This is a genomic window from Lentibacter algarum (assembly GCF_018860975.1).
Taxonomy (GTDB): Bacteria; Pseudomonadota; Alphaproteobacteria; order Rhodobacterales; family Rhodobacteraceae; genus Lentibacter; species Lentibacter algarum_A.
The window spans coordinates 362,844-387,384 of sequence record NZ_JAHKQI010000002.1 but is presented as its reverse complement, the minus strand read 5'-3'; the positions used below and the strand labels follow the sequence as shown (position 1 = coordinate 387,384).

Annotated in this window: 21 protein-coding genes; 10 read left to right on the top strand and 11 right to left on the bottom strand. The window is 55.2% G+C overall.

The window, feature by feature from the left end; translation table 11 throughout:
* Nucleotides 1-13: 13 nt before the first annotated feature.
* Nucleotides 14-772, top strand: a complete 759-nt coding sequence (locus tag KO498_RS02490; protein ID WP_354667607.1) for an ABC transporter permease — start codon at nt 14-16, stop codon at nt 770-772.
* Here KO498_RS02490 and KO498_RS02485 read toward each other — a convergent pair.
* Entirely contained in the window at nt 729-1,745 is a 1,017-nt protein-coding gene (locus tag KO498_RS02485; protein WP_215958289.1) for a glycosyltransferase, read from the bottom strand. The two genes, KO498_RS02490 and KO498_RS02485, sit on opposite strands and share 44 nt — an antisense overlap.
* Nucleotides 1,746-1,894: 149 nt before the next feature.
* Between KO498_RS02485 and KO498_RS02480 the strand changes: the two genes are divergently transcribed.
* Entirely contained in the window at nt 1,895-3,040 is a 1,146-nt protein-coding gene (locus tag KO498_RS02480; RefSeq protein WP_215958288.1) for a DUF2793 domain-containing protein, read from the top strand.
* A gap of 9 nt (nt 3,041-3,049) precedes the next feature.
* On the opposite strand, the gene glf is transcribed toward KO498_RS02480, so the two are convergent.
* A complete protein-coding gene (glf, locus tag KO498_RS02475; protein WP_215958287.1) occupies nt 3,050-4,228 on the bottom strand; it encodes a UDP-galactopyranose mutase in 1,179 nt (392 codons plus the stop codon).
* A gap of 275 nt (nt 4,229-4,503) precedes the next feature.
* Here glf and KO498_RS02470 point away from each other — a divergent pair, with 275 nt between their 5' ends.
* Nucleotides 4,504-5,661 carry an NAD-dependent epimerase/dehydratase family protein gene (locus KO498_RS02470; RefSeq protein WP_215958286.1) on the top strand — a complete coding sequence of 386 codons (1,158 nt, stop codon included), beginning with the start codon at nt 4,504-4,506 and terminating at the stop codon, nt 5,659-5,661.
* A 70-nt stretch (nt 5,662-5,731) separates the two neighbouring features.
* Here the strand turns inward: KO498_RS02470 and KO498_RS02465 are convergent, their stop codons facing one another.
* From KO498_RS02465 to KO498_RS02440, 6 genes are all read right to left on the bottom strand, one after another.
* Nucleotides 5,732-6,385, bottom strand: a complete 654-nt coding sequence (locus KO498_RS02465) for a sulfotransferase (protein ID WP_215958285.1) — start codon at nt 6,383-6,385, stop codon at nt 5,732-5,734.
* Complete coding sequence (locus tag KO498_RS02460; RefSeq protein WP_215958284.1) at nt 6,382-7,560, bottom strand: hypothetical protein; 1,179 nt, start codon at nt 7,558-7,560, stop codon at nt 6,382-6,384. Before KO498_RS02460 ends, KO498_RS02465 begins: the two co-directional genes overlap by 4 nt.
* A 50-nt stretch (nt 7,561-7,610) precedes the next feature.
* Nucleotides 7,611-9,446 carry a DUF4422 domain-containing protein gene (locus tag KO498_RS18380; RefSeq protein ID WP_215958283.1) on the bottom strand — a complete coding sequence of 612 codons (1,836 nt, stop codon included), beginning with the start codon at nt 9,444-9,446 and terminating at the stop codon, nt 7,611-7,613.
* 87 nt (nt 9,447-9,533) lie between these two features.
* On the bottom strand, nt 9,534-10,508 hold the full coding sequence (locus KO498_RS02450; protein WP_215958282.1) for an NAD-dependent epimerase/dehydratase family protein: 975 nt from the start codon (nt 10,506-10,508) through the stop codon (nt 9,534-9,536).
* Between the two features lie 18 nt (nt 10,509-10,526).
* A complete protein-coding gene (locus KO498_RS02445) occupies nt 10,527-11,624 on the bottom strand; it encodes a hypothetical protein (RefSeq protein ID WP_215958281.1) in 1,098 nt (365 codons plus the stop codon).
* The gene (locus KO498_RS02440) at nt 11,621-13,411 is read right to left on the bottom strand and encodes a glycosyltransferase (RefSeq protein WP_215958280.1); all 1,791 of its coding nucleotides are present in this window, start codon (nt 13,409-13,411) and stop codon (nt 11,621-11,623) included. Before KO498_RS02440 ends, KO498_RS02445 begins: the two co-directional genes overlap by 4 nt.
* A 271-nt stretch (nt 13,412-13,682) precedes the next feature.
* On the opposite strand from KO498_RS02440, the gene gmd reads away from it, so the two are divergent.
* From gmd to KO498_RS02405, 7 genes are all read left to right on the top strand, one after another.
* The gene (gene gmd / locus KO498_RS02435; protein ID WP_215958279.1) at nt 13,683-14,723 is read left to right on the top strand and encodes a GDP-mannose 4,6-dehydratase; all 1,041 of its coding nucleotides are present in this window, start codon (nt 13,683-13,685) and stop codon (nt 14,721-14,723) included.
* Nucleotides 14,716-15,657, top strand: a complete 942-nt coding sequence (fcl, locus tag KO498_RS02430) for a GDP-L-fucose synthase (protein WP_215958278.1) — start codon at nt 14,716-14,718, stop codon at nt 15,655-15,657. Before gmd ends, fcl begins: the two co-directional genes overlap by 8 nt.
* A 74-nt stretch (nt 15,658-15,731) precedes the next feature.
* Entirely contained in the window at nt 15,732-16,289 is a 558-nt protein-coding gene (locus tag KO498_RS02425) for a methyltransferase domain-containing protein (protein ID WP_215958277.1), read from the top strand.
* A complete protein-coding gene (locus KO498_RS02420) occupies nt 16,286-17,617 on the top strand; it encodes a hypothetical protein (protein WP_215958276.1) in 1,332 nt (443 codons plus the stop codon). The genes KO498_RS02425 and KO498_RS02420 overlap by 4 nt, the downstream gene beginning before the upstream one ends.
* Nucleotides 17,618-17,632: 15 nt before the next feature.
* Complete coding sequence (locus KO498_RS02415) at nt 17,633-18,685, top strand: FkbM family methyltransferase (RefSeq protein ID WP_215958275.1); 1,053 nt, start codon at nt 17,633-17,635, stop codon at nt 18,683-18,685.
* Between the two features lie 273 nt (nt 18,686-18,958).
* On the top strand, nt 18,959-19,348 hold the full coding sequence (locus tag KO498_RS02410) for an FkbM family methyltransferase (RefSeq protein WP_215958274.1): 390 nt from the start codon (nt 18,959-18,961) through the stop codon (nt 19,346-19,348).
* Between the two features lie 89 nt (nt 19,349-19,437).
* The gene (locus KO498_RS02405) at nt 19,438-20,874 is read left to right on the top strand and encodes a mannose-1-phosphate guanylyltransferase/mannose-6-phosphate isomerase (RefSeq protein WP_215958273.1); all 1,437 of its coding nucleotides are present in this window, start codon (nt 19,438-19,440) and stop codon (nt 20,872-20,874) included.
* A 3-nt stretch (nt 20,875-20,877) separates the two neighbouring features.
* Here KO498_RS02405 and KO498_RS02400 read toward each other — a convergent pair whose 3' ends face one another.
* Genes KO498_RS02400 through KO498_RS02390 form a run of 3 tightly spaced genes read right to left on the bottom strand, consistent with a single transcriptional unit; the run spans nt 20,878 to nt 24,457 of the window.
* Nucleotides 20,878-21,612, bottom strand: coding sequence for a hypothetical protein (locus KO498_RS02400; RefSeq protein ID WP_215958272.1), 735 nt, complete (start codon nt 21,610-21,612; stop codon nt 20,878-20,880).
* On the bottom strand, nt 21,612-22,358 hold the full coding sequence (locus KO498_RS02395) for a glycosyltransferase family A protein (RefSeq protein WP_215958271.1): 747 nt from the start codon (nt 22,356-22,358) through the stop codon (nt 21,612-21,614). Before KO498_RS02395 ends, KO498_RS02400 begins: the two co-directional genes overlap by 1 nt.
* Nucleotides 22,355-24,457, bottom strand: a complete 2,103-nt coding sequence (locus KO498_RS02390) for a glycosyltransferase family 4 protein (RefSeq protein ID WP_215958270.1) — start codon at nt 24,455-24,457, stop codon at nt 22,355-22,357. Before KO498_RS02390 ends, KO498_RS02395 begins: the two co-directional genes overlap by 4 nt.
* Nucleotides 24,458-24,541 lie beyond the last annotated feature (84 nt).

Below are 24,541 nucleotides of genomic sequence, written 5' to 3'. Positions count from 1 at the left end.
GAGCAGCCTTACCGTGCAGCACGCGCGCACTATTGTGGCGCTGGTGTTACGGGAGATGGCGACTCGCTATGGCAAGAGCCCCGGCGGCTATCTTTGGGCCCTGTTAGAACCACTGGGCGGAATCATCATTTTGTCGCTGGCCTTCTCGCTATTGGTGCGCAACCCGAGTTTGGGGAACAGTTTTCTGTTGTTCTATGCAACAGGATACCTGCCATTCCAGATGTTTCAGAGCGTCACGCAATTGTCGCAGAGCTCGCTGAACTATTCGCGGGCGCTGTTACAATACCCCAACGTCAGCTGGATCGACGCCGTCACCGCTCGGGTTGTTCTGGCGATCCTGACAGGTGCTTTGGTGTCGCTGATTATCCTCACGGCCATCATTGAGTATGCCGATCAGAACTCGACATTACGATACGGCTACATTTTTCAGGCCTTCGCTTCAGCGGCGTTGCTGGGCTTGGGGATTGGCATGGTCAATTCGGTTGTCATTGGTTTGCTGCCAGTCTGGAGAAGCATTTGGGGCATCATGATGCGGCCTTTGCTGTTGGCCTCGGGGGTGTTGTACATCTACGAAGACCTGCCACGCGCTGCGCAAGATTTGATTTGGTATAATCCGTTGTTGCACTCAACGGCGCTGGCGCGGGCCGGCTTTTTCCAGACCTATACACCGCAGCATGTCTCGCTGGTGTATATCTATGGGATTTCCGCCATTTTGATCGCTGCCGGGCTTATGCTTTTGCGGCGCTTTTATCTGACGATTCTCGAGAAGTGATAAGCGCTGTAATATCTTGCAAACTGTTGCCAAGCCGGTTTGCCCGCGCATCGGCGACGGCTTTGTTGAGCAGCATTACATAGGTGGCTTTGTCGGCCCCGTAGAGCCCCGCCTTGCGCCGCCATTGCAGGTATTTCAACGCCAGAACAGGCCAGAACAACAGCGGCCCAGCCACCCTGCGATAGACCAGCGAAATATTGCGGTGATAGAAATACACCTTCCAGAGCGGTGTCAGCCTGCCAGTGTCGCGGGTGAGGCTTTTGCAGTCGTGCTCATAGGCAAGCGAAGCGTCAAACGCCACCTTGCCGCCCTTGCTACGTAGCGCCAACGTGTAGAGCACATCATCGGCGTAGATGAACAACTCACCACGCGGAAACCCCGCCAAAGCCAGCGCCTCACGCGAAACGAACTGGCCGACAAACGAGCCGCCGTCGACCTGTTGAACCTCCTCGGCTGCATAGGCGCTATCGGACAGATGAAAGGCGTCACGCCCCCGCAGAAGCGACTGCACAAACACCCGAATGCTCCCAAACGGGTTCAGCCAGGGGCGGTTCATTTCGCAGACTTCGCCATCAGGGTAGCGCACCGCTGATATCCAGATTTGCGCCGCGCTGCGCGGGCGAGACAGGAAGCGCGCGAGCGTGCCTTCCACTGGCCGGGCGTCATCATCCATCAGCAGATACCAGTCGGCATCATAGGTCTGTGCTGCGTGGCGCAGCCCCGCTTCAAAGCCGCCGGCTCCGCCGATGTTGTGGGGTAAATCAAGCACTTCAAGGCGCGGGTCTGTCTGGCTTTTGAGCCAGTCAGCGGTGCCGTCAGTTGAGGCGTTGTTGCAAACCAAAAGCGTGCCGAGCGTATCAGGCGCCTCGGCCAGCAAGCGCCGCACCGTGACTTTGAGCGCTTCAAACCGGTTGTAAGTCACCACAAGCGCGACAAGGCCGTTGGCGGCTGAAGTGGGTTGGCTGTCGGGCATGTTTACGCTCTTGAGAATTTGCCATTGGCTAGCTTGCGGGGCGGCTGGTGTCAAACGGCCGGGCCTGTGCTGCGCTGCGAACGCTGCTGTTAGGATTTGGTAAACCTCTCAACTTAGGACTTCGGGTTAGGTTTTCACAGGAGAGCAAAATGCCTGAACGTTCGCCGCGACATAAGTTGCCATACATCCAGCCTTCGCAGGCCCAGAAACATGTTACCCACAATGAGGCTGTTGAACGGCTTGATGCTGCGGTTCAGGCAAGCGTGATCGGCATTGACCAAGACAGCCCGCCCGCTGCCCCGCAAGAGGGCGATCAATACGGGATCGGTGCGGCCCCCACGGGTGACTGGGCCTCGCATGCCGGAGAGCTTGCGCAGTTCTCAAACGGAAGCTGGCTGTTCTTGGAGCCGCAAGAAGGCTGGCGCCTTTGGGACAAGAGCGAGAACAAGCTCAAAGCGCAAGTTGCTGGTGTCTGGACTGATGTGGCAGGCACTTACGCCGACCTTGACGGCATCGGCATCGGCAGCGTTTGGGATGCGACCAACCGCCTCTCTGTTGTCTCCCCGGGCAGCTTGTTTTCGCATGAGGGCAATGATCACCGGATGATCATCAACAAGGCCGGTGTGTCTGACACTGCCTCGCTTTTGATGCAGACAAACTGGACAGGGCATGCCGAGCTTGGCCTTTCGGGTGACAATGCGCTGTCGTTCAAAGTCAGCGCTGACGGGAGCACCTGGTATGATGCGCTCAAGGCCGATGCCACGGCGCAGGAAGTGACTGTTGACATGATGCTGACAGGCGATGCCGTGCAGCAAACGCCGACAGACACCACAACAGGGCGACTGATGCGCGCTGATTACGGCTATAGCGCCGGCAATGTTCTTGGAACTGTTTCCGAAACGGCAGGCGTGCCCACAGGGGCGATTGTCGAGCAGGGCTCGAATGTGAACGGTGAATACATTCGCTGGGCGGACGGCACGCAGATTTGCACGCATAATGTTCTCATTGATCAAGTCTCCTGCACCACCGGTTCAGGGGCGCTCTTCCGTTCGGGCTTGCTCGGGGCATTCAACTTTCCGGCTAGCTTTACGGAAGTTCACTTTGCCAGCGCGTCGATGGCGGGCTCGGATGTTGCACAGCTGCGCAACAACGCTTTGCAAGCGCGGCTTGGGTTCTTTCAAGACAGCACACCAAACTACTGGCACGGTTTGGTGCAGTTCACCACGGCTTCGGTTTCGGCAGGGTCAGGTGAATACACTAACTACACTCTGTTCGCGATCGGCCGTTGGTTTTGACATTGCGGCCTAGAGCGGCGGATGAACGAAAGCGGGCATAGGGGCCTGTGTGCTTTGCGCTTCAAGAAACTGCGCTGCCGTTTGCAGGGCTTCGGCAATGCAGACGTCCATATCCAGATACCGGTAGGTTCCGAGCCGGCCAACGAAAGTGACACCTTTTGTTTGGTCGGCTTGTGACACGTAGTGCTGTAGCAGCGATTTATCTTCGACCAGACGCACGGGGTAATAAGGTGTGTCCTCCGGCCCGCATTCGAACGGGTATTCGACGGAGTAAACCGTTTTATCATGGCTCTCCCACGGGGCGAAGTGCTTGTGCTCGGTGACACGCGTATAGGGCTTGTCGGCGTCGCAGAAGTTCATCACCGGACAGCCTTGATAGTCGCCCTCGCCGGTGAAATTTTCAAACCTTAGCGAGCGATAGGCCAAGCGCCCCTGGCTGTAACCGAAGTAGCCATCAAGCGGGCCCGACCAGAACACATGCTCGCCGTCCTGCGCTTGTTGGTTTGTGAAGGGTTGCTTGAGTCTGACAGTGATGTCGGGGTGATCAAGTATGGCTGCGATCCAGTCGGTGTAACCGTTTTCGGGCAGAGCTTGATACTTGTGGTTGAAGTAACTGTCTTCGTAGGTAAAGCGCAGCGGCAAGCGCTTGAGAATGCTTGCCGGAAGTTCTGAAGGCGCGCGACCCCACTGCTTTTGCGTGTAACCCTTGAAGAAAGCTTCGTAGAGCTCGTTGCCGATCATGCTCTGCGCTTGCTCTTCAAAACTGCGTGGCGCGTTGATCGTGCTGTCGGCCTTACCGGCAACAAAAGCGCGGGCTTCATCGGGGCGCAGGGCCAGTTCAAAAAACTGGTTGATCGTCGCCAGCGTGACGGGCAGCGGATAAACCTTGCCGCGCGACGTTGCGCGGACCTTGTGATGAAAGCGTTTGAAGTTGGCGAAGCGGGTCGCGAACTGCCAGACATCTTCAGAGTCAGTGTGAAAAATGTGAGGGCCGTAGCGGTGCAACATCACGCCGGTTTCTGCATCGCGCTCGGTGTGGCAATTGCCGCCGATGTGATCACGGCTTTCGAAGACAGTTACCTTGTGCCCTGCTTCGGCAAGAACCCGCGCAATGACGGCGCCTGACAATCCGGCCCCGACGATGTTCGCGGTGTTGGCTGCGGGCACGGCTGAAATGTCTTGAGGCATAGTGACGTGCTTTCCGGCTCTGCTAAAAAAGGCAAGGCGAGCTTGAGTTTACGTTGATTGGACCGTCTCATAGCAATAGGCTGTTTTATTAGCAAATGCTTTGGAAAACTGCTTCGTCTGATCGCCAATTTGGCTGCATTGAGCGGGGCGAGTTAACCCTTTGTGAATCCCTTGCTGCAATGCAGCGCAAGATTTCTGACTGTTTGTTGCCTTTCATGTTTTTTCAGACCATAAGGCCTTCAAATCCTACCGTGTTTTGTTAGAGGAACTAAGAAATGAAAGTAGTTATTTTAGGTGGTGACGGTTTTTGCGGCTGGCCAAATGCTTTGTATTTGTCCCAGCGTGGCCACGACGTAACCATCGTCGACAACTTGAGCCGTCGTGAGATCGACATTGAGCTTGAAGTCGACAGCCTGACGCCGATTCGCCCGATTGGCGAGCGCATCCGTGTCTGGAAAGAGCTGACTGGTAAAGAGATCAAGTATCATAACTTTACAGTCGGCAAACAGTATCACCGCCTTTTGACGCTGATCAAAGAAGAGAAGCCTGACGCGATCGTGCATTTTGCCGAGCAACGCGCTGCCCCTTATTCGATGAAATCGGCCCAGCACAAACGCTACACTGTTTCGAACAACCTCAACGCAACCAACGACGTGCTTGCAGCCGTTGTCGAGAGCGGCCTTGATGTGCATGTTGTGCACCTCGGCACGATGGGTGTTTACGGCTACGGCACCGCTGGCATGCAGATCCCTGAAGGTTATCTGAAAGTCAAAGTCGACACGCCGGAAGGGGAAAGCGAGCAGGAAATTCTGTATCCGACAAACCCCGGCTCGATTTACCACATGACCAAAAGCCAAGACCAACTTTTGTTCGCCTTCTACAACAAGAACGACAAGGTAAAAGTCACTGACCTGCACCAAGGTATCGTTTGGGGCACGCAGACTGAAGAAACCCGCATGGACGAGCGCCTGATCAACCGTTTTGACTATGACGGCGATTACGGCACAGTTCTCAACCGTTTCATCATGCAGGCTGCCGTTGAATACCCGATGACAGTGCATGGCACCGGCGGCCAGACGCGCGCGTTTATTCATATTCAGGACACCTGCCGCTGCATCGAACTGGCGCTGGAAAACCCGCCTGCCGACGATGACCGCGTGAGCATTCTCAACCAGATGACCGAAACGCACCGTGTGCGTGATCTGGCCGAAATGATCAAAAACATGATGGGGGCCGAGATCGCGTTTCTTGACAACCCGCGCAACGAAGCGGCCGAGAACGAGCTGAACGTTGCCAACGACCGCTTCCTTGGTCTGGGTCTTGACCCGATCAAACTTGAAGGCGGGTTGATGGACGAGGTCAAAGAGATTGCTTCGAAATATGCGGACCGTTGTGACACCACAAAGATCCCTTGTGTTTCAAAGTGGAGCTGATCCAGGCGTCACGCTGAACTCGTAAAAGAAGGCGCAGGCTTGCAAGAGTCTGCGCCTTTTTCTTTGGGTGCTAGCTGTTGACGTTTCTGAGCGGGAAAGGCTTTGCCGGTGCCTGCACACCATAGAACGCGGCAAGACTTGTGTAGTCACCCAGCTCCTCAAACTGAAGTTCGAGACAATCGTCGGGGAAGTGCCCGCGCAGCTCTGCAAAGGCGCGGTAGTTGGTGTTCCAGAGCCGCCGCAGCATAAGCAAACGCCGATCCGGGTCTGTATCCCATATCTTGAGCTTTCCGGCGTATATCTCGGGGTGTGACACCTCCCAGCGGTGCACAGAGTCAACCCAAGCGTCAAAGTCGCGATTTATCCAGATGTGAACAGCCTTGGGTGCGACCAGCTTGCGCACGAAACTATGCGTGTGCGTGTGCCCGAACGGGGCATCGGCGAAGATGTCAAACTTGCGCAGTGGCTTGAGATAAGCGGAGAGTTCTGCAAACACTTCGCTGCTGTGAAGGCTGACGAAGTTGTCGTAGGTTTTGGCAGCGTTTGCGGTTTGACGCCACTTGAGCAACAACTCGCGGTTATCACGCAGTATTGCGCGACTGTAGGGCATCGGCTTTTTGGCGACGCCAATGTCCACCAATGCCTGCTCGACTGAGGAACTCGCGGTTTTGTAGGGTGAACAAATGATATGAATGCGGTGACTGAACATTGGGGAATTACTCATGATAATTTTCGCAACAGCCGTTTGAAGAGGTTTCGTCGTTCGTTTTCTGCGAGCTGCTTTTGGGCTTCTTTCGCCACGGCGGCAAGCTCTTTGATCTTCTCTCGTTGAGCTGCGAGTTGTTGGTTTTTATCAAGCAGCGTTTTGCGATGTCTTACTTGTAGTTGCACCATCAAACGCGCGGCAAGGGTTGCCACATCTTCGGGTGTGCTCATCTGCGGATCGGGCACTTTTCGGGCAGGGAACAGCTCTTTGATATCCGGCAAGAACGCCTGCCTCAGTTGCTCGTTCGAGTCAGCATTAACATCTCTGATCTTTTGCACTTGTTGCGCTGTCAGCTTGATCTTGGGCATTCCCTCGCCGCTGTCTTGCAAGATCGCTTTGTGCAGGGGCTGGCGCAGCGGGTTGCGTTTGCGGTTGGTCTCGTCTGTGGCAGATTCCAGCTTGTTTATCTCGGCAAGCAACAGCGTCGCCGGAGCGCTCAGCGCTTCGTTATTGCGCGCGGGTTGCTCCATGCCCTCGGCGGTGATCCCGAGTTGTTGGGCGAAGTCTTCCAACAGATCGCCCTGCGCTAGAAACTCGCGCTCCAACAGGCGCACAGAGAGCCGCTCGCGGCCGACAACAGCCGCCCACACCGCAACTTTTGCGTGCCAGTCCTGCTCCCCTGCGGCGTCGATTACCTCATCAAGCGTGCTCTGCACTCCGCGCTTCACACGCTGGGAATAGGAGCTTGGCAACCAGTCTTCCTGACGGCGCAGGTAGACCAGATATGTCACCTCTTCAAAATACTCCGACAGCCAGCTATCCAGCGCGGTGATCTGATCGGATGCAACCATTGTCCCGCCCAGAAACTCGCTGGAGAAGACCATGACGTCGCCGCTTACTTGCTTCATCAGCGTGTCAAAGTAGCTGCGGAACTCTGTAACGACTTCGTGTTGCTCTTCCAGTGAATAAAGGCCGAAGTTTAGCTTGATCCACTTGTTGCCAACCAACGCGCCGACCATGTCTTTCATGGTGATAAACAAGCCTTCGTTGGCTATGCCGCGTTGGTGGCTGCCAAAATGCAGGCGGTCATAGACAACGCCTTTCTCGGCGAGCGCTTCCTGGTTTGCGATCAGCCAGCTCTGGATTGCCGTGCTGCCTGTCTTGGGCATGCCAAAATGGACGACTGCTTTCATGGTCTTAAACTCGTTTTTTCGGCCTGTGCGGCTGCTTGGTCTTGGTCAAACTACCGTCCGGTGACGTGCCTGACCAGTGCATAGAACTTAAGCAGTGGTTTTCGCAAGATGGGCACTTGCTCGGACAGGGCACGGCCGGCCTTAACGACAGCGCTTCTCTTGCGCGCCAGTTGTCGCTCGACACGCGGCTGTGTTTGCTCTGCAAGCACCTTGCCATAAAACGGTGTGCGGATGAGTGCTTGCCAGTAATGTTCGGACATCGGAACCGAAACCGGACGCCAAGGCTTGTAAGCACCGTCGGCATAGTGAATGAGCCACGGATCTTTGCGGGCCTGCATCGCGGTTTGGAAGTTGCTGGCAGGCACTTTCCCGTAGGCCTCAACAACCGAATTGAACACGTTCCAGCGCGGATCAAGCATCAGCAGGTCGTCTTTGAAATATGCGTTCAGAATATCTTGATCGCGAAACAGCATACCTCCGGCGTCAACGCGGGCCATCAGATCAGACGAGACTTTCGCGAGATCACCCATCGCCTTGAAGTTAAACAACACCACGCCAGCGTTGAAATAGCGCGCGATGTGATGATCTTGCATGCCGAGCTTCTCGCGCTGGTACTTGTAGAGATCAGGCACATCAGGGTCTGCTGTGGCAAACACGCCTGTGAGTGTGCGGGTCATGATCCAGTCGGTCACCGCGGCAACTTTGGCCTCGCCCATTTCGGTGTCGTAAAGCGCGGTGATGTCACGCCGGACGATTACGTCTACGTCGATGTAGAGCAGCTTTTCGACATCCGGCAGCAGATCAAACAACAGGAAGCGGTTGTATGTCGCGTTTGACGGCGCGCGGCTTGAAGAGCGGTAGCTTTTATCAAAACGGTTGCCGACATTGATCGGCTCAAGGCGGGCATTCGGGTGCTCGGCCAGCATCATTTCCAGCACTTGCATCTCGGCAGGCTTGATACCGCTGTGCAAGAAAAACAGGTTGAGTGGCCTAGACGCGTCAGCGTGATCAAGCAACGAACGCAGCATTGCGGCGGCGTGCGGCAGGTATGCGCTATCGGCAGAGAACGCGATGTTCACCTGCCCGGCTGTGTTCAGGGCATTGCCCGAGCTGTGTGGGGTAACAACCGATTTGGCGAGGTTGAGAATGGTGAGTTCCCGCAGCCTGAGCGCCGGATTGACCGCCTGTTCATGGGCCACAAACACCGTGAACAGACGCTCGGCTAGAAAGCCGATATAGCGCTGTTGGTAGGTATTGTAGCGGCTGCGATCAACCTCACCTGCCTCGACGTGCTCAAGGATCGTGAACAGCCAGTTGCAATAACGGTCAAACAGCTCGCTGCGCATAAGCGCGATATTGCCAAGCCGGACTTCATTTACTTTGACCACCTCGTTGAAGGTGTTGAGATACTCAGGGAAGAACTTTGCGACAGCGGCGCGCGCCAGATCAAAGTCGGCGCGATCGTGGGCTTGCGCATAGTTGCCCTCGATCGAGCGGCCCATCTGGTGCAGTCGTGGCAGGACGATATCGCAGTCTTCAAGGTTGGCTTCAAGCCATGCGTCGGCCGTGTTCTGCCAGTCGGGAATATGCAGAGCCCCGACGGATTGCTCGGCTTTGCCTGTGGGGCGGATATTGCCAAAGTCGAGCACGCGACGGTAGTGCATAAGGCCTTTGAACGCCGAGGTCTTGTCATTTTTCCAGATCCAATAGAGAGCAGTCAGCTCGCAGTAGGTCTGGTTTTTCTGTGAGATATTGTCGCCGCTGTCGTCGCCTGTAAGGCCTAAAAACGGCTCACGTCCGGCGCGGCCAGCGTGGATCGGCACAAAGGTGTCGTTGGCAAAAAGGGGGGCGGGTTTGTGGTATGCGAGGTAGACTTTGCAATTCACGGTATCGGTCTCACATCCACCAAAATTTCAGGCCTGAAATTAGCGCCTGAGCCACTGACTGTCAAACTTGCGGTCAGTCGCGTCACCTTAGTTTTTGTAGTAATCGTAGGTTTGGCGGATGCCCTCTTCGAAGGCAGTGATCTGCTCGCCGAGCAACTCACGCACATCCTTGGCCGAGGCCATGACATCACGCGGCTCGGTTGCCAAAAGCTCTTTTGCGGGGGTTTTTTCGTAGGCCAGCGGCGCTTGCGCGGCGGCCTCGATCGCGGCAACAACATCCATCAGTGAAATGGAAACGCCCGAGCCGAGCATGTTGAGTTTCTGGGTGTCTTCAGCCGCGCGCAAACGGGCGGCGAGCGTGGCGATGCCGCGGCCAACGTCGCCCGCATAGATGAAATCGCGGGACTGCTTACCATCACCATTGATTGTCACAGTGTCGCCCGCAAGTGCTGCGCGGGTGAACGCGTGAATGGCGCTCTTTTTGTTGTCGGAGAACTTGCCATAGACGTTGGTCATCCGCACCACGGAAAAGCTGCCGCCGCGCAGTTCGACAAGCTTCTCAAGGATCATTTCTTCGGCCGCTTTTGTGGCACCGTAGAAGTTCTTCGGGCAATAGGCGCTATCAACGCTCACTTCAAACGTGCCGTCAAACAACGCACCAGCGGTTGAGATCAGCACAAAGTGATCGCCGGATTTCACCGCATCGAGCACAAATTGCGAAGGCGCGGTGATATTGGCTTCAATAAAGTCCATCGGCCTGTCTTTTGACTCGGCCACGCGTGTCTCTCCGGCCAGAAACACGATCACGCGCCCATTGGCACTGGCGTTCCCGGTTTCACCTGCGCCTTGGGCATTGGCAAAGTCGATTGCCGCCTGCTCTTGATAGCTGCCGATATGTGCGGGCAATTGCAGCGCTTCATAGCCAGGCGCGGCATTTGACAGATCGTCGATGATGACGGGGCTTAGGCCCGAGAACGCCTCGTCGTTTTCCATTGCGTCAAGGATGTTACGGCCTACAAAACCAAAGCCGCCAACCAACAATAGAGGAGTAGAGTTTTTCATCAGCCGAACCTAACGCTTCTATTTCTTGAGCAACCGTTTCAGAGATGGCATGACACCGAGATAGTTCCCCAGAATGCCATAAACGCGCAGGGTTGCCTCGGATTTGATTAAGTCAAGCGGGACAAGCACGGTGTTCTTTCCGTCACGGTATATATAGCCAATGCCGTCGTCTTTATCGAGAAGATATGTGGCGTCTGCGCCTTCAGCCTGAATGCTGCCTGGCATAGCAATTTTATACTCGTGGCCAACCATAGTGAAGCGCAGCATTTTGCCTTCGACTTTAGGGTTACAAACCACAAAGCCCGCCTGCTCGTTGCGAAACACGAAGACTGGCGAGCGCCGCCCTTGTTTGCCTTCTGCATCAAGCACAGCGACCGAGGCCAATGTGTTAGGGGGAATACCTGTTGGAACGTTGAAGCTACGTAGGCCCGAGTCTGGCCAAGGGCCCTCGGTTTTTGCGTAGCTTTCGGTGCCGTCTATCACTAGGCGGAAAAGCGCCTCTTCTTCGACACCTTCAGCGATCGCGGCCCAGCCTTCGATGGTGCCGTCGGGGAAGAAGCGGACGATGTTTGCCATGCCCGCCTGCGACATGCCGCTGCCGTCAAAGATGCCGGCTGCAAGCAACTGCCCGTCACGTTCGATCTCGTAGGCGGTGATATCACCGACCTTGACCGACTTCGGCAGGTCGAGTTTGAAGAACTGCCAGTCGTTACCGCCGTCGTAGGTGTGACGAGCGGTCATCGCCAGATTGCCGTTGAAGACAAACTCGAAAGTCAGGTCTTTGCCGGCCTGCGGCGCACGCATGCCATTTGGCAAGTCACCACCCGCGCGGATACCCGCGAGCAGAGAGGTATTGTCGAGCCGCATAATCGAGGCGGAGGGGTTGTTTTTCCCGGTGCCGAACCTGCCCGGTAACTCGGATACAGGCGCCCACTTATGGGCAACAATATGGGTGTCGGCGTCAGGGTCATCAAAGCCGCTGGCGGCCCAAGGCTGAAGCGGCGCGGCGCTTTCGATTGCACCTGCGATTTTTTCGTAAAGATCAGTGATCTCTTGAGGTGCTTTACCCCCTGACGCGGCTTTCCCGGTTTTCTTTTTCCGCCCTATTCCGATCATAGGATCACTCCCGACATATCTAGCCCGTTACGTTGCGGGCCTTTGAGGTTAAGTTGCTGGGTGCCTGCCGTCCAGGTGTGTGATGTCGGATCAGCTCGGCGCACTTGCAAGAAGTTGAAAGGGTCGGAGGCGAGGATGGTTTTGCCATTGGTCGCGGCCTCGGCGAAGAACAGTGTGTCAGCATACCCGCGCACATCTTCGGGGAACGGGTTGGTGCCTGATTTGCACAGGATCGTGCCACCACCGACAAAGTCACAGTAGGCATCGCGGGCGTGGACATTTCGAATGTGAATCTTGTCGTCTTCCTCAAAGTAGCCGAAGAACGATGACTTGCCGGTGATATCAAACTCGGCATATTTACGTTGCAGCAACATGTCTGACAGATAGTTGGGGCCGTAAACGTCGTCGTCGTCAAACTTGGCCCAATAGTCGGAGGCGACCTGATCAATACCGTAGTTCATACAGTAGCCGATGGTTTTGTAGTTCGGCATCTCGTAGAGCGTGGCGATCGGGTGCGCGGCAACGAGAGCACGGGTTTCATCAGAGACATCGGCTCCGTTGACCACGATCGACAGAGCAATGTTCTGATGCGTTTGCGCTTCGGCAATTTTGAGAATGTAAGGCACCAAAGCGGGGCGCACTGTCGGCACTACGATGTTGATCAGCGGTGTTTTTGACTGGTTCAGGCGCGGGCGCACTTCGGCGGCTTCGAAAATTGCTTCAAGCGCTTCAAAGATTGTGCGGTTTTGAACCGTGTCGCGCCACGCGAGGTGTTGCAAGGCCGAGCTGCCGATGGTGTCGCGCAGTATCCAGTCGAGTGCGGCCTTCAGATCTTTGGGCGTTTTGGCTGTCTTGGCGAAAGCCAGGCCGGTTTCTTCCTTGTCGGTGATCACGCAGGTTTTGCAGGCGAAGGCCTCAAGGCAGCGCTCACGCACCTGGTTTTCACGACCCTCGAACATAACTCCTGGCGCGTGGTAGGCCTGCGCAAGCTTGAGGCTGCGGGCCTTGGCTGTTCCGCGCAGGCTGCCCAAAAAGCGACGGCGCATGATCGAGTGAATTTTATGATCGGCGTTGCGCACGTCAAAGGACGTGTCGGTCAGCCACCAGTTATAGTCGAAGTAAGGCTCGAACATCTTGCTGGCGGCGTCTGGTCCGAGCTTCATGCCGATTTCATGAAAGCCGTCGACAAGAAAAGCCGCATGCTGAGCGATATCACGGCGCTCAGCCGGACGGGCTATGACCGGATTGAAGTTTTTGACATCAACCACCGGCCCCATGCTCCGCATCTTGGCGCCGTTTAGCGGGGTGCCCTCCGGCATGAAGATAACATCAACCAAGTCAAACAAATGTGCGAACAGCTTGGAGCCTTCGCCTTCTTCCCGCAGCCAGAGAACGACAGGAACCTGATTTGCGCGGGCTTGCGTGATCAGCCTTTTGAGCTGGTAAAACTCATCGTCCAGACCGAGCAGCGCTTTGCGCCACGGCTCGTCATAAGTCAGGATTTCACCGGAGATCAACAACACCTCCATGTCTTGCCATCCAACCGAATCAGGCGCCGTATTTGGCTGTAGCTTCTGAACGACGCAATAACTTTGCAGCAGTTTGGTCATCGCCTTGCCTGCAACAAGTGCGACACGGTTGCGATAGGCCAGATTTGACACCGGCACGGGTGGGCGGTTGGACATGTGCTGAGAAAAGGCTTTTGCGGGGAGGTAGGCGTTGACGCGGCCTAGAAACTTGTCACGAACTGTTGCCTTTGCAGGCGCTTCTTTTGATTCTGCACTCACGAGCACGTCCTTTTACCAAACATTCGATAACCGAGGATTCTCTTAACAAAACTGACGAAAACCGGCCTTGCGCCGCTCATACCGCGTTTGCAACAGGTTGCCTAGGCGCTGTTTCACCATCAAGGTGTGATATCTGATTGCAGTTAGGCCTTCATCGCAATAATTAGAGGCCCAAATGGCTTGTTCGCTGCTTGCTGCGAGACTCACGTCGCAGCGCGATGTTTTTTTGAACAAGCTTTAAAATGTAATGTGTTTTGAATTGGATAGTATCGTGAAGACAGCACTCATCACTGGCGTAACCGGGCAAGACGGTGCGTATCTTTCGGAGTTTCTGCTGGCCAAGGGCTATGAAGTTCACGGTATCAAACGGCGCACTTCACTGTTTAACACCGCCCGTATCGACCACCTTGTGGAAGGTGAACCCGGCAAAAGCGGCAAATTTCAGCTGCACCACGGCGATATGACCGACAGCTCGTCGCTGACCAACATTTTGCAAAAAACCAGACCTGACGAAGTGTATAACCTCGCTGCGCAAAGCCATGTCGCGGTGTCATTCGAAGAACCGGAATATACGGCGAACTCCGATGCAATGGGTGCCCTGCGTTTGCTGGAGGCGATCCGCTTTCTGGGCCTCGGAGAGAAGACCCGTTTTTATCAGGCGTCTACCTCCGAGCTTTACGGCCTCGTGCAGGAAACACCGCAGCGCGAAACAACGCCGTTTTACCCGCGCTCGCCTTACGCAGTCGCCAAACTTTATGCCTACTGGATCACGGTGAATTACCGCGAAGCCTATGAGATGTATGCTTGCAACGGCATCCTGTTTAACCACGAAAGTCCGATTCGTGGCGAAACATTTGTGACCCGCAAAATCACCCGTGCACTGGCACGCATCAAGCTTGGCACGCAAAAAGACCTGGCACTTGGCAACATGGACGCCCTGCGCGATTGGGGCCATGCGCGCGACTATGTGCAAATGATGTGGCTGATGCTGCAACAGGATACGCCGGAAGACTTTGTGATTGCCACAGGCGAGCAATATTCGGTCCGCGACTTTGTAATGCGCGCCGCCGAAGTGCTCGACATGAAGCTCACTTTTGAAGGTGAAGGCCTTGACGAAGTTGCCCGCGATGAAAACGGAAATGTCGTTGTAAAAGTTGATCCGCACTACTTCCGGCCTGCTGAAGTGGAAACCCTTCTGGGCGACGCCACCAAAGCACGCGAGAAGCTGGGGTGGGTTCCCGAGACATCCTTCCAGACACTTGTTGAAGAGATGGTTACATCCGATTTGGCCGAGGCCAAAAAACATGGCTGATACGGGTTACTCGCTCAAGGGTAAGCGCGTTTTTGTTGCTGGTCATCGCGGGATGGTCGGCAGTGCCGTATGCCGCCGGCTCGCGGGTGAGGGTTGTGAGGTGTTAACCGCCGGCAGGGACGTTATGGACCTGCGCAACCAAGCCTCGGTGACTGACTGGTTCGGGCGGGAAAAGCCTGATGCGGTTTTTCTGGCTGCGGCTAAAGTCGGAGGAATTCTGGCGAATGACACCGCACCTGCCGACTTTCTCTATGACAACCTGATGATCGAAGCCAACGTCATCAAGGCGTCTTTTGATACCGGTGTCGAGAAACTCATGTTTCTAGGCTCGAGCTGTATTTACCCCAAGCTCGCCGAACAACCGATGCGTGAAGACGCGCTCTTGACCGGGCCGCTCGAGCCGACAAACGAGTGGTATGCGATTGCTAAGATTGCAGGGATCAAGCTTTGTCAGGCCTATCGCAAGCAGCACGGCGCTGATTTTATCTCGGCCATGCCAACCAACCTTTATGGCACTGGCGACAACTATGATTTGCGCACCAGCCATGTTTTGCCAGCGCTATTGCGCAAGACGCTTGAAGCGCGCGACAGCGGCCAAAAGCAGCTTGAAGTGTGGGGGTCAGGCACACCTCTGCGTGAGTTTTTGCACGCCGACGATCTTGCCGACGCGCTTGTCTTTTTGATGCAGAATTATTCAGATTACGACCACGTGAATGTTGGCTCTGGCGAAGAGATCAGCATTGGCGACCTTGCTGCTACGATTGTGAAAGAAGCAGGGTTTGAGGGTGCGCTGGTTTTCGATGCGACCAAGCCCGACGGCACGCCACGTAAGCTTATGGACAGTTCAAAATTGCACGCCCTTGGCTGGCGAGCTAAGATCGGCATGGCAGAAGGCCTGCGCCGCACGATAAAAGAATATGAAGAGAGCCGCTAGGCTAAACCGGTTTTGTGGTGCTAAGGCTGCAAGACAATTGTTAAATAGTACTTGAGCCTTAAAAAGGATGAGAAATGAATAATAAGTTTGAGAAGATCCACCTCGGTTGTGGCCAGAAGCATATTGAAGGATGGTTTCACGTCGATGCGCTGGAGTTCCCTCATATCGACCACGTTGGCCGCGTCGAAGACCTTTCGTTCATCCCTGATAACAGCGCCAAGCTGGTTTACGCCTGCCACCTACTCGAGCACTTCGGGCGCCACACCTACAAAGAGGCGCTGGCGGAATGGTTCCGCGTTCTCGCGCCAGGAGGCGTTCTGCGTCTGGCCGTTCCTGATTTCGGCGCTGCGGCAGAGCTTTACATGTCGGGCAATCTGCCCCGTGGCATCGAAGATGTGCGCGGTCTGGTGACTGGCGGACAACGTGATCAGTATGACTTCCACGGCATGATCTTTGACGAGGCCGACCTGAGCAAGGCACTCAAGGAAGTCGGTTTTGCAGAAACGCGCCTCTGGGACTGGACGAAAACCGAACACTCCCACATCGACGATTATTCACAGGCTTATTTGCCGCACATGGACAAAGAAAACGGGCGCCTTGTGTCATTGAACATCGAAGCTGTGAAAGCATGACGGAAACGAAGGCCAAAGTTGGCCCTATATTTGTTGTAGATAAAAAAGACGGCTTTGGTGAACGTTTGAGAGCGCTCTGTAACGCTTTTGTGCTGGCTGAGCGCTATCAAGGAACGGTGCGTTTTACGTGGCACATGCTTGGCAAGGAAGTGGAGAAGTTCCATGCAATTGCGGACGCTAAAAACACGTTCAGCTCGGCTTTTGTAGCGTCACATCTGATTAACAGGCAAGAGTGTGACGCCTACCGCTTTACCTCACTGAAAGACGCTCTGGCGGAACTTGAGAATGGCGAAACTGGTGGTGCTCTTGTTGTGCAGGTCAACCAGAATCCGCTGGAAAGGCAAACTGGTGGTGTATTCGCTAAAGAAGAGCTTCCCGAACTCTATGCTAAAGCATTCAAGCGGATTGAGTTTTCTCAAAACTGCCACAACGCTTGGGAGCATGCAATGGCCCTGCCTGTTCCAGAGAACTTCACAGCGATACACGTCAGGTCGGGCGATATGGTGTATGGCCGATATCGATATGGCGATGATTTCCGCGTAAAAGTTATTCCCTATCCGATTATTGAGCACAGTATTGTGACCGAACTTGAACGCGGACACGATACTGTTCTTTTCGGACAAGATTTGCCCTTGAGAACTTGGCTGACCAAAGATAATGGCGCAATTGTATCAGAATCTTTGGGTGGCTGCCTAGGTGACAGCGCAGAAGCGCAGGCACTTCATGATGTAGCGCTGATGAGCCGCGCACAAAAAATAATCTGTGGAAATAGCGGGTTGGCCCTGCTTGCATCGATGGCGGGGGCAGTCGAGTATGAGCAACCGTTCCACGCAATGAATAAGCATCTTGCCGCTGAGGTGTTGGTAAGTTCGATACGGCGAGACAAGAATACTGACGAACTGCACCCGCTCGTCCGTGCTTTTGCTTGCCGCTATCTCTTTTTCCTTCAAAAAACAGCTATTGCCTTCACGCAAGAACAATTCGAAATGCTTGACATCGCATTGCAAAACGATCCGGGCAACCCTTTCTACAGTCTATCTTTGGCATGTAGCTATTTTGAGCAAGGCAAGGTTTCGCAAGGTGACAAAATACTGCATGAGCTTCTCACTGATGACACTGAAACGCGCGCGAATTTGCAGCGGATTTTGACTAAGGTTCATCCAAATAGGCGTGATTTGTCAGTTTCAGTCTTTTTGGAAACGTTGAGAAAAGGGGCTGATGGCGAGAGCCAAGCGGCTCGCTTTTGCTTGAAGACAGCGCTTTGTGCTTTGGGTCAAGAAGACCCATTTAAAGACACAAAAGGCTTGGATCAAAAATACAAATTCTGAGAGTAGGGTATAGAAATGTCGACAACTTTGATTAACCGATACGGAGTTCCTATTAAGGGGATCGTTCACGTTGGAGCAAATCGTGGACAAGAAATTGACGAGTACTTTCGAGAAACCGACAACGTAATGTTTGTAGAACCTATCCCAGAGCTGGTTGCGGAAGTGCGTAAAAAGATCGAAGAGGTTGGAGCGCCATTTACCTGTCTTCAGGAGTGCTGCAGCGATACCGTTGGCGAGATTGTTGACTTTAATGTCTCTAACGGAACGGGAGACAATTCCAGTCTCTTACCTCTTGGAGACCTTTTGAAATACTACCCTGATATCGCGTTCGATAAAACCATCCGTCTCAAGACAACTACGGTAGATGCCTTGGTGGGCACGGATAGCAACGCGCAGAAGTATAACTGCCTTGCGGTTGATACTCAGGGCGCCGATTTGAAAGTCTTGCATGGAGCGAAAAACTTTCTCGAAAAACATGTAGATTTTGTCTACGTGGAGGCAGCAATCGAGCCCATCTATAAAGGCGGCGCAACGCTTGAACAGATTGACGCTTACATGAAGAGCCTCGGTTTTGGCCTAAAGAACCTCGACATCAACATAATGGACTGGGGCAACGCCCTATACGCGCGGAATACGTTTCTGTTCGAGAGCGAAACAAACCAGTGCATTCAGGCGGGATGCGAAGCCACACAAAGCAGCACATTGCAAAACAAAGAAATCAACTCCGCTAATCAGGCATTGACGAATAGTTTTAGGCAGGGAAATGGCGCTCGAACAGGTGTCGAAGATCAACCCTGGTGGCAAATTGACCTAGGGACTGTCCAAAACGTGTCGCACGCTTTCTGGTTGGATAGAAGGCTGCGGCGCAGACCGCCTCACCCCATCGACGTGAAAATCAGTGATGATGGTGAGACGTGGACCACGATTTGCACACTTGAAACCGAAGAAAAGCGCACTTCGACTTCGCTTATCAAGCGCATTGATATCAATGCGAAGACGCGGTTTATTCGCCTTCAAGCGCAAGGACGGCACTCTATGTCGATCAGCCAGTTTTACGCATTCGCCTAAAGAGACTGTCTGGCATTGGCGGTGAACTAGGCTGCAACGCAAGCATTGGAGACGCCCATGTCAGACGAACCCTCCCCACAATATTGGTTGAAGCTGGAAGCCAAGGCGCAAGAAATGATTGGCAAGCGGGGCGGGGCATTTACGACCGACACCTAGGTAAAGCAGGTGCGTCAATTGCTGGGTCGTGACCCTGTAACCATTATGGATGTTGGGGCCGCACAGGGAGACTACACTGCGGCCTAGCTGGCGCTGTTTCCTGAGGCGCGTATTGTTATGGTCGAACCGAGTAGCTTGAACCAACCGATTTTGTCGGAGCGCTTTGAAAGCTATCCTGACGTGCAGGTGCGCACCTGTGACGAGGTGGCTTTGCAACATTTCGCGGCACTGCCTGTTGATGTTTTGAAACTTGATGTCGAAGGGCATGAACTTGAGGTTTTGCAAGGTGCTAACTCGGTGCTTGAACGCTGTAGCGCGGTGCAGTTCGAGTTTGGCAGATGTAACATCGACACGCGCACTTTTTTTCGCGATTTTTTTCAGTTCTTCGCGGCGCGAGGTTTTCAGCTCTACCGCATCTCGCCGCTCGGCCCGATCAGGCTTGCGGGGTATCGCGAACATCTTGAAAGCTATATGACCTGCAATTTCATCGCGGTAGCCCAGCGTTAAGTGGGGCTACGCGAAAGCAGCAGTTGCAGAAAACACCACTGACCCATAGAACAGGATCACGGGCTGCGAGCGTTTGTTGGAGAGTAACTATGACCAAAATTACACCTGTTATCCTTGCCGGCGGGTCGGGCACACGGCTTTGGCCATTGTCGCGTAAAAGCTACCCGAAGCAGTTTACCAAGTTGTTGGGCGAAGAGACGCTGTTTCAGGCCGCCGTCAAACGGTTGTCAGGTGAGCAGTATAATGCGCCTGTGATCATCACCGGTTCCGACTTTCGCTTTATTGTGACCGAACAGCTGCACGAAATCGGCATTGATCCGGGCGCAGTTCTGATCGAGCCGGAAGGGCGTAACACCGCGCCTGCGGTATTGGCGGCGACGCTTTATGCGCTTTCGCAAGATGCCGACAGCACCTTGCTTGTCGCGCCCTCTGATCATGTTATTCCTGATGCTGACGCTTTCTCGAAAGCTGCTGCGCAAGGCCTAAGTGCTGTCTCAAAGGGGCAGATGGTGACATTTGGCATAACGCCTGACCGGCCCGAAACCGGCTATGGTTATCTTGAGCTCGCTGGCCCGACACCAAACGGCGAGACTGTCGCCTTGTCGCGTTTTGTTGAAAAGCCCGACACCAAGCGCGCCGAAGAGATGCTGAAAGCTGGCAATTTCCTGTGGAATGCAGGGATCTTTCTGTTTGCCGCGAAAGACATGAAAGCCGCATTTGAGACCCATGCTGCTGCACTTGTCGAGCCTGTTTCAAAGGCCGTAGATGAAGCGGAAGCCGACCTCGGATTCTTGCGCCTTGCACCGACGCCTTGGGCGCAAGCCGAGAACGTTTCTATCGACTTTGCGGTGATGGAAAAGAGCGAGAATCTCTCGGTGGTGCCGTTCGGCGCTGGTTGGTCTGATCTGGGAAGTTGGAGTGCTGTGCTCTCGGAGATGGAACAAGACGCGCGCGGGGTTTCGACTTCGGGCAACACCACCGCGATCGACTGTGACAACACCCTGCTGCGTGCCGAGGCCGACGACCAAGAGCTTGTTGCTATCGGTGTAAAAGACATCATCGTTGTGGCGATGAAGGACGCTGTGCTTGTTGCAGATCAAACTCGCGCGCAGGACGTGAAGCTTGCCGTAACAGCGTTGAAGAAGCGTGACGCAAAACAGGCGGAGTTGTTCCTGCGTGATCATCGCCCGTGGGGCAACTTTGAAACGCTCGCCTTGTCTGACCGCTTTCAAGTGAAGCGCATTGTTGTCAAACCCGGTGCGGCGCTGAGTCTACAAAGTCACCATCACCGCTCGGAACACTGGATCGTTGTGCATGGCACGGCCAAGGTGACGGTTGATGACGAGGTCAAGCTTCTGTCTGAAAACGAGAGCGTCTACATCCCCCTTGGTGCAGTTCACCGGATGGAAAACCCCGGCAAAGTGCCGATGGTTTTGATTGAAGTTCAGACAGGCTCTTATCTTGGAGAAGATGACATCATTCGCTATGAGGATGTCTATTCGCGCGGGCAAGGTAGCAAGGGTTAAGAGCTATTCGTAGGCCCAACCGGCACGCCCTGTTTCTTTGAGGTAGGCGGCTAGCTCCTCAGTGTTCTCAAACCGTTCAGTGATCGAACGCCCGAGCATTTTGCGCTTGTCAGACGATAGCGTTACCTCGGCTGGCACCCCGAGAAACTCGAGCACAGGACGGGCACGCTGTTGCATAATGTCGGTTGCGTAGGTCAGGTTAAGCCGTGGGCCTTGTAGGCGCCTGTCGATCTTTCTGAAAAAGCGGGCACGGCGCTTAAGGTAGGCCTCGAACTTGGCAGGTTCGAACATGACCGGGCTGCTTATGTCAGCCCCCTTCTCTTTCACGTTCGCGTTCCAGCGTCCGGTTTTGCGGGCTGTCAACAAAGACGACCACGCTGCCAGCGCGTTCTCGCGTTTAAGCACTATCTTGGCGATACTCTGATCTGCAAGTAAGGCAGCTTGTGCCGTTTTGCTGTGTCCGGGAAACACCTTGCAACCCACAGCAGCGTGACCGTCATTGTGGCTGTATAGCGCCTGAAGGAATGCCACGGGATCGCGCTCACACATCTCTGCTGACAAGACCGCCTTGGCACTGCCGAAAATGTGCCTGTCAAAATGACGAGGCAGCAGAGCCTCGCCGTGACACAGGATATCTGGATGGCTGCGCAGAGCTGTTGTCAGCCAGGACGTTCCAGAGCGGGCCATCGAAAAGATGATGAACCTTATTTTTGGCTGGAGGCTTTCAGACGCATTCATTAGCGCTCTTGCCTGCCAAATCCGGCGATAGTGTCGATCGCCAGCGGTGCAACGCTGCGGATGCTGACCCGCCGCGCGCGCGCAGCCTGAGACTGTGACACATCTCGCCGGCGCTTGAAAATCAGAGTGTCGGGCACGCTGACGTGCTCCCATCCGGCTTCGATGGTTTCAAGCGCCCATTGCCAGTCTTCGTAGGCGTAGCCGGCTTGCACATCGCGCGGGGCGTAGCGCACCTCTTGCCAAGCCTGACGCGGAGCGAGGCATAGGGCATCGTAGTAGTTTTGCATGGCAAAGTGATGCGGTGTGAACAGTGGCGAGCTCTGTGAGGGCTGCGTGTAAACCGTGTTTGACCCGTCGAACTGCCAGATAAGTTCGGGGTGTGCGATCATCCGGTCATTGCTCTGGGCTTCAAGCAATGTCATGGCCGCAAGCAGCCAGTTTGACGACAGCAAATCGTCAGCATCAAGGAAGGCAAGATAGCGCCCTGATGCAATGTCCGCGAGGGCGCTGCGCGTTTCGCCCTGATCAGCAAAAGCGAAGCTGTGGCGCTCCCAGGCGTCAAACCGCGGTTGGCCAAAGTAGCGCGTTGTTTGTGGTGTCGGCGTGTCAAAGCCCAGCAGACGCTGCACAGCAAAGCCAGCCTCTTCGACAGCTGCTATCGCCAGTTCGGCGCTTCGCATTGCAGGGCCGGCCTCGAGGGTTTCGGCATGTGCTGTGATGGCGAGGGTCAAGTCAAACTGGCTCATGCTTCACGCTCGCTTTCGGCATCGTCAGAGCCGTTAGGCGCACTAACGATAACCTTGACCGCCTGCAAGTATGCCGCCTCGGTGCGCTCGGCAATAAGGGCGTCCCGCAGCTTTGCCGCCTGATTGCGCGCCGCTTGAGGCTCCGCAAGCGTCTGGCGTATCGCGGCGACAAATGCCGCTACATCATCGAAGGGCGCTATGGGCTGCGACAGGCCCGCCTTCAGCACCTCACCAGTGCCTCCAACATGAGCGCCGACGATCGGCAGCCCCGTCATCGCCACTTCCAGCAGAATAGAGGGCACACCGTCCCATTCGGAGGTGTAAAGCCAAAGGTCTGCTGTTTCGATCGGGAGCGCATCAAAGCTGGCGTATTTGCCTTCAAAGGTCACATTGTCCGGCGCTGGTGCTAGGCCCTGATGCCCCGCCTTGAGAAACTTCTCTCCCCACATGTGAAAGTCGACATCGGGCATCGCCTCGGCGATTTTGTAGGCGATATCAACACGTTTCTGCGGATCAAACCGGCCCGACCAAAACACTTTTTTGCGCGGGTTGGCAGCGGCGGGCGCCTCAGCAATGGGGATGCTGGCGTCAACCGGAGCCGAGAGCACATGCAGCTTGGCCGCACTTTCCGGCGGCAGCTGATATCGCTCGGAGAGCTCGCTGACCAGCGCATGACTGTCAGTGCAAACAGCGTGCAGCTTACCAAGGTGACGGTAAAAGCGGTGCACGGGGTAGCCTGTCCAAAAGCCTGTCACTGATTGTTCAGCACAAAACAAGCCGCCAACAACACGGGTTTCGCGGCAAAGGGCTTTTCCATAAGGTTTCAGCATATCCCAGCACGTGCGACTGTTGATATTGAACACAACCTCGGGCCGCAGGCTGCGCAGGAACTCAAACAAAAGCCGTTGCTTTTCTGGTGCGGCGCTGCGGATGTCAGACATATCAACAAGTCTGATACCCTCGGGCATCCGGCCTTTTGGCGTATCGCCGCCCACTTCCGTTGTCATCACAACCACCTCGTGGGCGCCGTAGATCTCGGCCAGAGCATGCGCGATGTAACCTTCCATGCGACGGCCACTGCCCCAGCGAGGACGGTTGACCAAGACAACCGCTTTCGCGCGCTTGCGGTGGGCCCGCTCTTGCAGGCGCATCATGTCGATGGTGCGGCTGACCGTCAGCGCCGAGTTGAACGGGGCAACACGCAAATCCAGCGCCTCGGGCCAGCTTTGAGCGATCAGCGGGTCTAGCTCGGCGGCGGCTTTCACTTGCTTGCCAAGCTCCCCGAAAGCGAGCCGCTGGCCGACGTCAGCTTGCGTTTCACGGTGCAGCTTTTGCGCTGTGATAGGCACGAGCTTCATTGCTGCGGCGAGTTCGGCAATGTCATCATAGGCGCTCGTGATCAGGTCTTCGCCCTGCCCTGCGCGAATCCATGCCGCGAAAGCGCTTTGCCCTTGTTGGACAAGATCAGGGTAGCGCCTTGCAAAGCCCCGCTCAGAAAACCCCGCCTGCGGATCACGGGCTTCATCAGCGCCAGCGCGCAGGAAATGCGCCACGGGGTCAAGGTTCTTTTCGATCAGATCCGGGCTGCGTGACAGGTAGTAGGCAATGTCAAAATGTGGTTTGATGAGGTAGTATTCCTCTTCAAATCCCGGAGGGCTTTCGTTCATCCAAGCGGCCAGAACATGCTTGTGCAGCCTTGCGCCGTAGTGCGGCACGTCTGTGGCATCAAACAAGCGTTCTGCGCGCGCCCAGGCTGTGCCCTCAATGGGCGTGAGGGGGCATTGCTCTTGCGTAGCCACCAGAGGCAGATCAGGGCACCCTTGCTGAACCCATTTCCCGAACGCAGTTACCCGCGCGTCTTGCGGCTGCGCTTGGTCGGCCTGCGCGGTAAACGACGGATGCGGGCAGCGGCCTTCGGCGGCACCGGCGCGAATGTAATGTGCGATCGGGTCTATCCAAGCCAACGCGATATCCGGGTAACGCGTTAGATAATACTCTACATCAAAATACGGTTTGATCCGGCCATACTCGCGGGGGTAGAGCGCCGGTTTCGCGCAGCGCTTTGCAGCCTCGATACGGCGCCAAAGCTCTCTTGGCATGACAGTATGGGGCGGCGTCAGAGCGCGCGCCGTTTCCCGCGCTTTTTTTGAAACCGGAGCTGCTGAAAGTTTAAAGAAGGGGGG